General features: G+C 40.9%; 15 protein-coding genes. 4 read left to right on the top strand and 11 right to left on the bottom strand.

The window, feature by feature from the left end:
* The coding region (locus AC4E96_RS12390; RefSeq protein WP_490256038.1) for a TonB-dependent receptor plug domain-containing protein at window positions 1-1,085 on the bottom strand (1,085 nt) is incomplete at its 3' end.
* Between the two features lie 301 nt (window positions 1,086-1,386).
* Here AC4E96_RS12390 and AC4E96_RS12385 point away from each other — a divergent pair.
* Window positions 1,387-1,800: a hypothetical protein gene (locus tag AC4E96_RS12385; protein WP_490256037.1), complete on the top strand. Its 414-nt coding sequence runs from the start codon at window positions 1,387-1,389 to the stop codon at window positions 1,798-1,800.
* Between the two features lie 132 nt (window positions 1,801-1,932).
* Here AC4E96_RS12385 and AC4E96_RS12380 read toward each other — a convergent pair whose 3' ends face one another.
* From AC4E96_RS12380 to AC4E96_RS12345, 8 genes are all read right to left on the bottom strand, one after another.
* Entirely contained in the window at window positions 1,933-3,519 is a 1,587-nt protein-coding gene (locus AC4E96_RS12380) for a cryptochrome/photolyase family protein (protein WP_490256036.1), read from the bottom strand.
* A complete protein-coding gene (locus AC4E96_RS12375) occupies window positions 3,504-3,653 on the bottom strand; it encodes a DUF2256 domain-containing protein (RefSeq protein WP_490256035.1) in 150 nt (49 codons plus the stop codon). The genes AC4E96_RS12380 and AC4E96_RS12375 overlap by 16 nt, the downstream gene beginning before the upstream one ends.
* 47 nt (window positions 3,654-3,700) lie before the next feature.
* Window positions 3,701-5,215 carry a DASH family cryptochrome gene (locus AC4E96_RS12370; RefSeq protein WP_490256034.1) on the bottom strand — a complete coding sequence of 505 codons (1,515 nt, stop codon included), beginning with the start codon at window positions 5,213-5,215 and terminating at the stop codon, window positions 3,701-3,703.
* A gap of 159 nt (window positions 5,216-5,374) precedes the next feature.
* Window positions 5,375-5,875 carry a DUF2069 domain-containing protein gene (locus tag AC4E96_RS12365; protein WP_490256033.1) on the bottom strand — a complete coding sequence of 167 codons (501 nt, stop codon included), beginning with the start codon at window positions 5,873-5,875 and terminating at the stop codon, window positions 5,375-5,377.
* 43 nt (window positions 5,876-5,918) lie between these two features.
* Complete coding sequence (locus tag AC4E96_RS12360; RefSeq protein WP_490256032.1) at window positions 5,919-6,521, bottom strand: NAD(P)H-dependent oxidoreductase; 603 nt, start codon at window positions 6,519-6,521, stop codon at window positions 5,919-5,921.
* The gene (gene arsC / locus AC4E96_RS12355; protein ID WP_490256031.1) at window positions 6,521-6,868 is read right to left on the bottom strand and encodes an arsenate reductase (glutaredoxin); all 348 of its coding nucleotides are present in this window, start codon (window positions 6,866-6,868) and stop codon (window positions 6,521-6,523) included. Before arsC ends, AC4E96_RS12360 begins: the two co-directional genes overlap by 1 nt.
* 1 nt (window position 6,869) lies before the next feature.
* Window positions 6,870-8,351 carry a beta-barrel assembly-enhancing protease gene (gene bepA, locus AC4E96_RS12350; RefSeq protein ID WP_490256030.1) on the bottom strand — a complete coding sequence of 494 codons (1,482 nt, stop codon included), beginning with the start codon at window positions 8,349-8,351 and terminating at the stop codon, window positions 6,870-6,872.
* A gap of 14 nt (window positions 8,352-8,365) precedes the next feature.
* Complete coding sequence (locus tag AC4E96_RS12345) at window positions 8,366-9,034, bottom strand: hypothetical protein (protein WP_488033222.1); 669 nt, start codon at window positions 9,032-9,034, stop codon at window positions 8,366-8,368.
* Window positions 9,035-9,125: 91 nt separating this feature from the next.
* Here AC4E96_RS12345 and AC4E96_RS12340 point away from each other — a divergent pair, with 91 nt between their 5' ends.
* Both AC4E96_RS12340 and AC4E96_RS12335 read left to right on the top strand, forming a co-directional pair.
* A complete protein-coding gene (locus AC4E96_RS12340; RefSeq protein ID WP_488033223.1) occupies window positions 9,126-9,350 on the top strand; it encodes a sulfurtransferase TusA family protein in 225 nt (74 codons plus the stop codon).
* A 31-nt stretch (window positions 9,351-9,381) separates the two neighbouring features.
* A complete protein-coding gene (locus tag AC4E96_RS12335; RefSeq protein ID WP_488033224.1) occupies window positions 9,382-10,449 on the top strand; it encodes an AI-2E family transporter in 1,068 nt (355 codons plus the stop codon).
* A 146-nt stretch (window positions 10,450-10,595) separates the two neighbouring features.
* On the opposite strand, the gene bcp is transcribed toward AC4E96_RS12335, so the two are convergent.
* Both bcp and AC4E96_RS12325 read right to left on the bottom strand, forming a co-directional pair.
* Window positions 10,596-11,072, bottom strand: a complete 477-nt coding sequence (gene bcp / locus AC4E96_RS12330) for a thioredoxin-dependent thiol peroxidase (RefSeq protein WP_488033225.1) — start codon at window positions 11,070-11,072, stop codon at window positions 10,596-10,598.
* Between the two features lie 30 nt (window positions 11,073-11,102).
* Window positions 11,103-11,660 carry a glycine cleavage system transcriptional repressor gene (locus tag AC4E96_RS12325; RefSeq protein WP_490256029.1) on the bottom strand — a complete coding sequence of 186 codons (558 nt, stop codon included), beginning with the start codon at window positions 11,658-11,660 and terminating at the stop codon, window positions 11,103-11,105.
* 141 nt (window positions 11,661-11,801) lie between these two features.
* Between AC4E96_RS12325 and AC4E96_RS12320 the strand changes: the two genes are divergently transcribed.
* On the top strand, window positions 11,802-12,325 hold a 524-nt coding region (locus tag AC4E96_RS12320), incomplete at its 3' end, for a dihydrodipicolinate synthase family protein (RefSeq protein WP_490256028.1).

Below are 12,325 nucleotides of genomic sequence, written 5' to 3'. Positions count from 1 at the left end.
AAGCGGAAGCTTGGCTGGAATTGCTGTTGAATCTCAGAAGAGTTGTATTTGAAGTCTGCAGTGAAGCTAACTTGATCAGTTAGTTCGTAGTTCATTGTAGAACCAACGTAAAAACGTTTTACCGCAGGGTAAATGTTTTCGTAGTCTTCAGTGAAGAAACCAGTCTTACAATCTGCCGGTAATTCACCAAATGCGAAGCTGTTAGTACCAGTACGTTCACACTGCTCAATTACGTTACCAGATTCGTCAAAAGTGAAACGGTCGCCACCGAATGGGTTGATTACACCAAAACGGTTGATCATTTCAGAACCAACGTAAGGAACACGTAAACGGTCAGCAATACCGTCGTCTTCACCACCGTCTTCCGGGTTTAAGATTGTGCCCCAGTTTTTAAGTTGGCGAATGTCTTCAGACATTGTTTCTTCGATACGCTCGATGCCTGCGAAGAAAGTAACGTTACCACGGTCGCTTGAAGTACCGCCTACAATGCTGAATGTGTGGTTTTTAGCAGCAACGCCTTCAGTTGAATCTGAAGCAGTTACGTTTAGCTCTAAACCTTCGTAGTCTTTTTTAAGGATTACGTTGATTACACCTGTTACCGCGTCAGAACCATAAATCGCTGATGCACCACCAGTGATGATTTCGATACGCTCGATAAGAACAGATGGGATAGTTGATAAGTCAACCGTTGAAGAACCTGGAGAACCAGCAACGTGACGCTTACCGTCTACTAGTACTAGCGTACGCTTTGCACCTAGACGACGTAAGTCAGCAGAACTTGAACCTGCTGCTGCGTTGCTACCTGCGTTACCAGAAATTGTGTTTGTCGCACCGATAGCTGGAAGTTCTGCAAGTACACTACCTAAATCTGGTGTACCAAAACGAGCAATCTCAGCTTGGCCTAAAACTAGGACTGGAGTTGGAGAAGACAGTTCAGTCTTTGCAATACGAGACCCGGTAACTGTAATTTTTTCTACGTCTTCCTTAGCGACTTCTTCTGCTGCGAATACAGATTGCGCACTTAAAGAAAGACCCGTAACTAAAGCTAAATTGATAGCTTGGCTAACTAGTGATCTTTTTTTCATTCTTAATTCCTATGGAATTTTTGCCTCTACGGGCGTTTATAATTTTTGTTGTTATTGTCGTTTTGGAAAAACAACCCCCGTAAGAAATCACATAATCCGCATCGGATCAAGCACTGAGTTAGTATTTGCGACGAATTAAAATGTTACAAATAATGAAGTTTTTCTACAAAACGGAGTGGTTATAGAATGATCTAATTACACTTTTGAGTGTATTTTTATTCTTTCTGAATTGTTTATAGTTGTTGAAAATGTTGACCTAAGACTTTAAAGTCAGCCCATTGCTATGTTAGGAATAAAAATAATGAAAAAACTCTTTTTAACCACCAGCCTAGTTTTGTCTATGGCAATGTCAGTAGTTTCAAAACCTGTTCAAGCTGAAGAATCTCAAAGTTACAAGCTGATCACTTTATCTACCTATCTCAATTTCTACCTAATGAACCTCAACGCTTGTCAGGACTTTCATCCGTCGGTTCGCTCAGCCGCATATAAAGCTGAAGGGGCACTATATCCTTATTTTGAAAATTTGGATGCAAAGGTAAAAGCAATGTCTATCGATGCCGATGACAAAAAAGCGATCAAGAATACAGTTACGAGTCGCCGCGCTAAGTTAAACAAACAAATTGCCGACGGTGAGTTCACAGTTGAGCATTGTAATGCCGTTATCAGTCTAGTTAATGAAGGGTTAGACGAAAAATTACTTTCTATAATCAAATAAGTTGTAGTGGTTTATTGCGTAATTAAGAATTGAATTAATTACTTATACTGAAAGAGCGGCCGAGATGAAGGGCCGCTTTTTTTATACATAAATTTCAGTAGTGTAAATTAAAATACAGCTGTATTTTAATGTTTACAAAATCGACAAATCCTCCAGTATTTTTTCTGCTTTTTCTAAGACTTTTTGCCTTTCTGTGTCACTTTGTTTTTCCCAGTTTCGGTAAACCATGGTGGTTCTTGGGTTGTTTCCGAATTTTTCTTTGTGTTTGTTCATGAAGTGCCAATACAGACTATTTAAAGGGCAGGCATTGTCTTCGGCTTTGAGTTTAACCTTGTAGTGACATGAGCTGCAGTAGTCACTCATCTTTTGTATGTAGTTTCCGCTAGCAGCATAGGCTTTGGAACCCACGATGCCACCATCCGCAAATTGACTCATACCTCTCGTGTTGGGAAGCTCAACCCATTCTATAGCGTCGATATATATGCCTAGATACCATTCATCCACTTGATCAGGGTGTATGCCAGTTAACAACATAAAATTACCTGTTACCATGAGTCGTTGTATATGATGCGCATAGGCATAATCTAGGCTTTGACTGATGGCTTGCTTGAGACAATTCATTTTGGTGTCACCGGTCCAAAAATACTCCGGTAAATCTCTGTCCGCTTCAAGGTGATTCTTTTCTTTGTACTTAGGCATGTTTAACCAGTAAATGCCTCTAACAAATTCACGCCAACCTAAAATCTGACGGACAAAGCCTTCAATTTGTTCAATGCTGATCTTACTAGGGTTTTCTTCAAAGGCTTTTATGGCTTGGTCAACGACAAAAGCGGGAGAAAGGATTTTGGCATTGAGCGCAAATGAAATTCTCGAGTGATACAAAGACCATTTTTTGTCGCTGATTTCCGATGTCATTGCATCCTGAAATTCACCAAATAGGCAAAGACAATGATCGCAAAAAAAGCTTAGTAATTCTTTCGCCTGTTTTCTCGTCACTGGCCACAATAATTCATCAGTTCCATTACCGATAGTTTTGATATTGTGACGTTTTAATCGTTCGTTGATTTCACTTACGTTATTACTAAATAGTAAAGGCGCGACAACCTCTTTTAAATCGTCTTTTTTAAGTTTGTTTCGGTTGCTTTTATCGTAATTCCATTTGCCGCCACTAGGCTCGTCACCATTCATCAGGATGTCGAATCGCTGTCTTAATTTTCTATAAAAAGATTCGAGCCGATGTCCAGTATCGGCTTTAAAGTATTTGTTTAATTCGTCGTGGCGCAGGTAGAAATGCTCTGTGTCGACACAATCCGTCGAACAATCTATGGATTGAGAAAACGCTTTTAATTGCTCAGACAAGCGGTACTCATCTGGTTGTTGGTAGGTGAATTGTCTGGCGTTGAAATGCTTTAATAAATAGCTCAATAAAGCTGGCAAATCATCAAATTCGGCCGTATCGTCAAGATCTAGATATAGGACGTTGTGACCAGCCGACTTTAACGCATCGCCAAACATGCTCATCGCTGCAAAAAACGCTTGGATCTTTTGAATATGATGAGTGACGTAGTGTTGTTCCTGATGTAGCTCTGCAATCACATATAAGACGTCCTCGCGCTTTTCCCTATACCAAGAATGGCTAGCGTTGAGTTGGTCGCCTAATATCAATCTAATTTCATTAAATTGCTCATTTTCTTTTAGCTTGTTTATTTTTTTTGACATTTATTTCTCCGGCAACGCTCTGAGCAATATTTTACGTCGTCCCAATTCTTCGCCCACTTTTTACGCCAAGTGAAGGGAAGCTGGCAGACTATGCATACTTTAGTTGGCAAGTGTTGCTTTTTCACATTTCTCATAGTGTGTTTTCGAGCTTACTTGTATTGATGTTATTGGGAACGTATTTTTAGGAAGATGTATCTGTGGGCCAGTCAGCCATGTCCACGTCATCCATCGGCATATCACAATAACCGGCCCATTTTTTAATAAACTCATGGTCTGGGTCGTAGGTATTGGTTTGTTTTTCTAAATTAAACTGTCTAGATCCTCTTGGATCAAAGCCAACACCTGCGAGGTATTGCCAGTTACCCCAGTTTGACGCAACGTCAAAGTCAATCAGTTGCTGCTGAAAATAGGCAGCACCATAGCGCCAGTCCATTTGTAACTCGTGAATAAAACAACTGGCTACCAATTGCCTAGCTCTGTTGGACATATAACCAGTTTGGTTTAGCTGGTGCATCGCTGCGTTGACAATTGGGTAGGGCGTTTGGCCCAGGCACCATTTTTTAAATCGGGTGGGATAAAAGCTAGTTAATGGTTTTGAGTTAGCCAACCCGCTAAACCAGAAGAGTTTATTACCGACATTCAGAGCCTGCCATTGAAAAAACTCTCTCCACAACAATTCAAACTTAGTCCAATACGTGGAGTCATTTGCGCCATTGTGAGCTTCATATTTGACCACCTGCTGCCAGATCTGCTTTGGGCTCACACAACCATTCGCTAGCCATGGGCTAAATTTTGTGGATGAGGCCCAATCATCCAAAGCGTTGCGGGTTTCTTTGTAGGTAGAAGGTGCTGTTGAATAAAAGTATTGTTCCAAGTGTGCGTGAGCCGCACGTTCGCCACCTTCAAACAAGGTGTACTCGTAGTCGACTTTTAGCTCATTTAAGGTGTTTTGCTCGAGTGCACGTCCTTTTTCCCCTTGTAATTGAGGTTTTGCTTGTTGCTCGTATAAGGCTTTCACCTCAGGTCGGCATTGAATGGCTTCCAACGCGTCAACAAACTCGGTTGTGTATTTGGATATGCGCTTATTACTATCAGAGTCGTTTTTAGCAGACTGTAAGTCACTAACACTATCATTACCTGAAATTGAAGCTGTTTGCTCAACAGTAAACATCTCGTCTAGATTTTGCTTTTCTACCAGTTTTCTGAATTTGGTAAATGAGTTTGGTATCTTGCTGAGCTCAAATGGCAGTTGCTCAACTTGAAACAAGGTGTGGTTATTAAACCTGATAAACTGCTCTGCTGAGTAATCGAATTCAATTTGCAGCTTATCGAATGTGTTGTTGAGTAGTTGTTCTTCATTCCAGCCAAATTGCTGCGCAACATATACGGTATCGAACTGCTTGGCTTCCCCTTTTTCCAAGAGAAATCGAGCAACAGAGGTGTAACTTAGCTCAAATTTGATTCCCTGTTTGATCAGTCGGCTCGCAACATCTTGAACTGATTGTAAATCAAAAAGCAAACGGTGTTTACCTAACTGCTTTGAGCTGTAGTTCGTTGAGGTTAAGAGTGCTGGTGATAGACAGTAAGCACAACAAAGGGTTATTTGCCCTGAGTGATGCTCTGAAATCAAACGTTGGAGCGTTGGGTTGTCTGTAATGCGAAGATCATGAGTGAATAGGTAAAGAGTTTCTGCCATAACGCGTTCTGTGCCATAAGTCCTTAGCAAGTATATGATTCGACTACTTGCTAAGAGAACAAAAATAAAAGTATAGGCAGTTTTACGTTAGCGGGCTGAGTACGGTTTAGAATTTATTAATTTACACGGCGCCCGCGGGTCGCAAATTTTGTCGCTGGTTTATGACTTGTCTGATGTTTGTTCTGACTGCTCAGTTTGATCTGAATGTTCAAACATGGCTTTTTCTTTTTCTTTCAACTCTTTTATTTTCGGTAAAGCTAAACCCATCTCGCGACCACGATAGCGAGCAAAATAGGTATTGCCGATAAAGGCGAGCGTTAGTAAAGCGATTTCAATAACAATGAGCCCTTTGTGGCCTTCAAACGTCCAAATGGCGGTTAGGGCATGAAGAAAACACCACATGATGACAAAGTTACTCCATGCGTAGGTATAAGGGTTACCTTCTAATAACCCTTTAATTGCGAACAACAGTGGGAGCCAAAACAGAGTTAAAGTAATGTAAGGTAAAGACAAAGTGCTGGGATCAAAAAATAAAATAAGGATAGGCAGGTAAATGACTAAACCAAGGTAACCAATAAGCCCTGTGAACTTTAATTTTTTTACAAATTGGGCCATTGGTGCGGTTTTATAGTCGGCTGTAGATGCGTCGTGTTTTTGCATGATGAATTAGATGCCTTAAATACAAATAGTGCTTGTGTGTTTGTTAAATACTGCGATTCAGTTTCAATACGGTAGAAGCGAGTCTTTTGCCCAATGCAACGGCCAATTCTTTTTCATCTTGAGAAAGTTCGTTGTCATTGTTCAAGCCTGCTACATGAGATGCACCGTATGGTGTTCCACCGCCTTGGGTATTGTGAAGACTGGCTTCAGAATAAGGGATGCCCATCAATAACATGCCGTGATGTAAAAGAGGCAATGACATTGATAAAAGTGTCGCTTCGTTGCCTCCGTGTAAGCTCGAGCTGGACGTAAATACACAAGCAGGCTTGCCTATTAGTGACCCATTTAACCACTCTGTAGAGGTTTGCTCCCAGAACGCTTTTAATGGACTTGCCATCATTCCAAAATGGCAAGGACTGCCCATGGCTAAGCCACTGCAGTGCTTTAAGTCATCAACACTGACGGGTGGGTATAGAAGCTCACCTGAATAGTCAGGGTGTTCACAACTACGGATACGTACTTCAAGGCCGCTCGAGGTATTTTGTGAATCACCAACAGCACTAATGCCTTTAGCAATTGCTAACGCTAGCGCTTCCACGGAACCGTGGCGAGAATGATATAAAACTAGGACGTAAGGAGTGGTCATTAAATGATGGCCAACACGTTTTCAGGAGGACGGCCAATAGCGGCTTTGTCCTGGTTAATAACAATAGGGCGTTCGATCAATTTCGGTGTTGCAACCAAAATATCTAACAATTGATCGTCGGTTAAAGACTCATCATTTGCACCGGTTTCTTTGTATTCAGCTTCTTTTTTGCGGAAAAGATCACGAGGTGCAATGTCTAGTTTGTTGATTACCGCCTCTAATTCTGGCTTTGTTGGAGGTGTTTTTAAGTACTCAAAAACCTCAGGCTCGACCCCTTTGTCTTTTAATAATTGTAAGGTTTGACGACTTTTTGAACAGCGTGGGTTGTGATAAATAGTAATCGACATCTTAAAATTGGTCCTTTAAATCTTGAATGTAATTTAAGCGTTCACGGTATTGGCGTTTTAGCGCTTGCAAACGACTGATTTCGGTATTGTCGTTTTTGCCTAAAAAGCTCATTGCTTTGTCCGCCAAACCGATAGCTTCGCCATAACGGGCCATCAAAGCATATAACTCTGCTTTGGTACTATTGTATTTTGCCATATTTTTCACTTTATTGTACGCCTCCATTAGCATTTGCGTTGCCAAAAAGTCATTCGGCTTGCCAATTAAGTAATACTCAAGTAACTCGATTGCTTGTTGATAAGACTCAGCTTCTAAGTAGGTATTGGCTAAGTTGAGAGTAACGATAGAGTTATTGGGTTTTAACTCATACGCTTTCTTAAGCTTAGAAATCGCTTTGTCATATTGCTTACTGGCCGTCATCAGATCAGTATAAGTATCTAGCAAAAACATATTGTTAGGTGCTTTTTCCACCATTTGACTGTAAAGGTCTGTGGCTTTGTCAAACTGTTTGCTATCGACAAGGCGCAATAGCAACTCATATTGCAAGGCAAATTTTCGAATAGCAGAAGCTTTGGCGATACGATTGTTTAAATCCTTTATCTCGCTCTTTAAATCTTCTTTAGAATAGTTAGTCACAAAACGAGCGCGAACCCGGGCTTTTATGAGTAAGAAGTCGATGTTGTCGCTGTAAAACTTACGTTCGTATTGCATCGCACGTAAACGCGCATCGCTAACCCTTGAGTCTGGTAGCGGGTGAGTGACCAAAAAAGGTGGTAATTTAGTTTTGTAACGAATTTGCTCTTGAAGCTTTTCAAAAAACTCGGCACTTGCTGCTGGATCGTATCCAGAGTTGACCAAAATGTTCATTCCGATGCGGTCCGCTTCCATTTCATTGCTACGAGTGTGATTGATCATAGCTTGCTGCGAGCCGGCTGATGTCGCCATTAGTGATGCCATCACAGCTTGTGGACTGACTGCTGCCAGTAATATCGCGCCAATAAAGCCAGCAAGCGTTAAAGGTGCATTTTCATTGGCGGCTTGTTTGCGTCTTGCAATGTGTCGTTGCGTTACGTGAGCAATTTCGTGCGCTAACACTGAGGCCAACTGACTTTCGGTTTCGGCGGCATCGATAAGACCGGACTGAATGCCAATATGACCGCCATAAAACGCAAACGCATTAATTGATGGTTCGTTGACTACAAAAAAGGTAAACGGAAATTTTACATCATCCGCATGGGCGACCAAGCGATTACCCAAATCGTTTATATATTCTTTCACGAGAGGGTCATGGAGAATATTAGCGTTCCCTCTAAACTGCTCGTATATTACCTCACCTAATCGTTTTTCTTTCTCTATGGATAAAGCGGTTAGGGCGGAAGTCCCTAAATCTGGTAGGCCATTGTCATTTGCCATTGAATTGGCGCTAGCGACAATTAACGTTGAAACAATAGCGCCACTAATGACACTCTTAATAGTAGAAAACATAACTACCCTTGTATTTAACTGTCCTTTTTAAGTTGACCGGACAATATTGCGTCTTCTGGTGATTGGTCAGGGTGACTTTGCTGTTTCTTAAATGCTTGGTCAATACTAAGTCCACGTATTTCGTGGACGGTAAGTTCCTGCTCTAACATAGTGATCATACGATTAACGACATTGTGAGCATGAACAATTAGCGCCATATCTGCGTCATCACCATTTGTTAGGGTGAAAGCGATAAACTTGTGCAGGTCAGAAAACCTAACCAATCTTTTCATTTGGCTGGGGTCCCATCGCTTAAATTCTAATTTAGGATCACCTTCGCGATAGTCATCCACCAACAAGTTATTGACGTACGGAAATGCTAAAAGTTCATAGCCTTGATTATTAAATACATGGTAGAGGCAGATTTTGGGTGGTCTAATTGGGTTTAATGCATGCTCGGGCATGGTTTTGTCTGCATCTTCAGGAAGACCAAGTAAGTCATAATTCCAGTTTTTTCGATCGACAAGTTGTTTAAATGCATTGTCAAAACCGTACTGCAAAAAACCTTCAGCATCGGCAATCGACTTGGCGACAAGTTGGAAAAACGCAGGAATTTCACCCCAGTTAATTTTTTTCTTAAACGCGTTAATGTCTTTTATTTCGGCGTCGTCAGGCAGGTTATACTGCTTTGGATATAATCCCATAACTTTGTTTACTCTTACCCGCTTTTTTGTTGATGCGTTCCGTGTACAATAACTATAGCTTACAAGTATATCGCACAAGAGAGAACCCCAATTGTCAGTCGAAACGCAATTTGATGCCAGAGGCCTCAAGTGTCCAATGGCGTTTGTGATGCTTAAAAAGCACCTGTTGCATCATAACGCTGATAAATTTCTGTTGGATGACAAAGTAACACTATATAATTTTACTCAATACTTGGAGAAACAAGGTATTGAGTTCGACGTTTTAACCGAGACGTCATGTTTTGAGATTAGAGTCATCCATCATAAAAGTCGTTAATGATAAATTACAATCCTAGTTTGGAATCTATATGTTTGAAGTGATAAAGCAGTGGTATCGTAAAAATTTTTCTGACCCTAACGCGGTAACATTATTGTTATTCGTTGTATTGGCAATGCTCTTATTTGCATGGGTTGGTAAATATATGATCCCAGTCATCGTCGCAGCGATATTTGCATTCTTATTGGAATGGCCTATCAAAACAGTCACAAAATTAGGGTTAAGTCGTAATGCCAGTACGACTATCGTGACGTTGATTTTTTTCAGTACGGTAGTGAGTATCATAGTGATGGTCATCCCTGTTATTTCTCAACAGAGCATTTCTTTGGTTAAAGAGTTGCCGGAGATGATGACCTCAGTGCAGGAATACATCAGAGCGTTACCAGAAAATTACCCAAGCATAGATCCTATGTTAATCGATAAGGTTTTGGGGAATGTAGATAATAGGCTGGTGACATTCTTAGAAGAGCTAGTGCAAACCGTTATGGCCTCATTCACAAACCTAGTCGCGATTTTGATTTATCTTATTTTGGTGCCACTGATGGTGTTCTTTATGCTCAAAGATAAAGCAAGCTTAATTGCCGGATTTGATCGTATTTTGCCAACAGAAAGAACGTTGATTACTCAAGTTGCAACAGAAATGAATCAGCAAATTATCAATTACATCCGCGGTAAAATGTTAGAGATTCTGATTGTTGGTGTCACTACCTATATTGCGTTTGTCATTATGGATCTTCGATTTGCGGCCGTACTTGGGTTGTTAGTGGGTTTATCGGTACTAATTCCATACATAGGTGCTGCGGTTGTCACCATTCCTGTAGCAGGTGTGGCTCTGTTTCAGTTTGGTTTAACTCCTGAGTTTTATTACGTCATGATTGCGTATGGCATTATCCAAGCGCTCGACGGTAACCTTTTAGTTCCGTTGCTGTTTTCTGAAGCGGTAGACTTGAATCCAGTTTATATAATTGTTGCTGTCCTTTTCTTTGGTGGCTTATGGGGCTTTTGGGGTGTTTTCTTTGCTATCCCGCTCGCGTCGTTAGTAAAAGCGTTGATTAATGCTTGGTCGGTAAAACAAACGCCAGAGTCCGTGTCTGGATAGTGTCTGCTGGAGTAGGCTCAATCAAATTCACTCTTTTTCGACTATTAATTCTGAGCCCTTAAATACAAAAAGGCCACTTTCATGAAGTGGCCTTTTTAGTTAATAAAATCAAACCTTAAGGGAGGCTTGAGTTTTATTCCAATTCTTTAAGCATCCATCTCTGCCAACACGTCTAACACTACTTGGTGGTGGTCTTTCGTCTTGAACTTGTTGAAGAAGTGTTTGATGGTACCGTCTTGACCAATTAAAAACGTTAGACGGTGAATGCCGTCGTATTCACGACCCATGAACTTTTTCAGTCCCCATACACCAAAATCATCTGCAACCTTGTGATCTTCATCAGATAGAAGCGGGAAGTTGAGTTCGTCGCGTTCAGTAAACTTGGTTAAACGCTTTACCGCATCTGGGCTAATACCAACAGCAATTGTATTGTACTTGGCAAGGTCTTCTTTTACATCACGAAGGTTTTGCGCTTGAACCGTACAACCAGGAGTCATTGCTTTTGGATAAAAGTAAACAAGTACGTTGTGGGATTTTAGTTGTTCTTCTAAGTTAAACTCTTCACCATTTTGGTCTAGAAGGGTAAACATTGGTGCTTTATCACCAGCTTGAAGCGTATTCATTGAGGCTCCTTATCTTTGTTAAATGGGTGACTAATCAGAACTGATTTCAACGGTTACGGGACTAATAACACAAGTCATTTCGTATTTTTTACATAACTTGAGTAAGTCCGGCTCGAAAGTGTCAATCGTCATTACTTCAGGAAAGCTAACTTCGATTTGTGCCGACTGAAACATTTTTTTATTTTTCTCAGTCAAATTAGATTTAAGGCTTGTTATATCGATGCCTTGTTTGGCTAAGTGGGAAGTAAATTCTTTTATCGTACCGGCTTTGTCAGGGCCTTCAATATTAATTACGTAGTGTTGGGTATTTTCTTCTATGTGGCGTTTGTGTGTGCGCTTGATCATAGTCAGTAGATTCAGCTCCATTGCCAGTGGCGGCAGCTGACTTTCTAGCCGTAACAAATCAGTGTGACCACCTTCTAAAAGCATAATAATAGAAAACTCATTGGCGAAGATTGCCATTTTGCTGTCCACGACATTACAGTCGCATTGATATACTAGGCCGGTCAACTCACTCACTAAACCAGTTTTGTTTTGGCCTATTGCGGTGATTACCAGGTACTGAGGGGCAGAATTTACCGTCGACATATTTTCCAATTCACTACTTCTTATTTCCTATCAGCGGATTAGTTTAACATATGCGAATAAAAACACATCATATGATGATCTTCGCCCTTGTTTATTATTGGGCAGCTAAGTAACATAGGCCGGCTTAGTAGTGGAGGAAGTATGAGTTTAGAACGACAGTTTTCGGGTAGTTATGTCGCCCTTATTACACCGATGTTAACCAATGGCGAAGTGGACTTTGATAGTTTAACCAAACTGATCGAGTGGCATATTGCTAGTGGCACGGATGGATTTGTTATTTTAGGAACAACGGCAGAGACCGTTACTCTAAACAATGATGAAAAACTGGCTGTTTTAAAACATGCTATCGAAGTAAATAACAAGCGCTTGCCGATTATTGTGGGTAATGGCTCTAACTGTACTGCTACGACTATTGCCACGACAAAAGCCTATCAAGAGCTAGACATCGATGGTTTCTTGACTGTTACTCCTTATTACAACAAACCTAATCAGCGTGGCACGATTGCTCATTTAAGAGCCGTTGCCGAAGCCTCTACTAAACCTATCATCCTATACAACGTTCCTGGTCGTACAAATGTTGATTTGAGCAATGAGTCGGTCATTGAGCTTATGGCTGTTGAAAATATCGTCGGCATCAAAGATGCAACCGGTGATCTTTCTAGAGT

Source organism: Psychrosphaera sp. (assembly GCF_982872775.1).
This window is presented reverse-complemented; position numbering and strand designations above follow the sequence as displayed.

Bases quoted from the DNA above. Each gene is read 5' to 3' on its own strand.
- AC4E96_RS12385 (WP_490256037.1), top strand. From the start codon at position 1,387: ATGAAAAAACTCTTTTTAACCACCAGCCTAGTTTTGTCTATGGCAATG.
- AC4E96_RS12380 (WP_490256036.1), bottom strand. From the start codon at position 3,519: ATGTCAAAAAAAATAAACAAGCTAAAAGAAAATGAGCAATTTAATGAA.
- AC4E96_RS12375 (WP_490256035.1), bottom strand. From the start codon at position 3,653: ATGAGAAATGTGAAAAAGCAACACTTGCCAACTAAAGTATGCATAGTC.
- AC4E96_RS12370 (WP_490256034.1), bottom strand. From the start codon at position 5,215: ATGGCAGAAACTCTTTACCTATTCACTCATGATCTTCGCATTACAGAC.
- AC4E96_RS12365 (WP_490256033.1), bottom strand. From the start codon at position 5,875: ATGCAAAAACACGACGCATCTACAGCCGACTATAAAACCGCACCAATG.
- AC4E96_RS12360 (WP_490256032.1), bottom strand. From the start codon at position 6,521: ATGACCACTCCTTACGTCCTAGTTTTATATCATTCTCGCCACGGTTCC.
- arsC (WP_490256031.1), bottom strand. From the start codon at position 6,868: ATGTCGATTACTATTTATCACAACCCACGCTGTTCAAAAAGTCGTCAA.
- bepA (WP_490256030.1), bottom strand. From the start codon at position 8,351: ATGTTTTCTACTATTAAGAGTGTCATTAGTGGCGCTATTGTTTCAACG.
- AC4E96_RS12345 (WP_488033222.1), bottom strand. From the start codon at position 9,034: ATGGGATTATATCCAAAGCAGTATAACCTGCCTGACGACGCCGAAATA.
- AC4E96_RS12335 (WP_488033224.1), top strand. From the start codon at position 9,382: ATGTTTGAAGTGATAAAGCAGTGGTATCGTAAAAATTTTTCTGACCCT.
- bcp (WP_488033225.1), bottom strand. From the start codon at position 11,072: ATGAATACGCTTCAAGCTGGTGATAAAGCACCAATGTTTACCCTTCTA.
- AC4E96_RS12325 (WP_490256029.1), bottom strand. From the start codon at position 11,660: ATGTCGACGGTAAATTCTGCCCCTCAGTACCTGGTAATCACCGCAATA.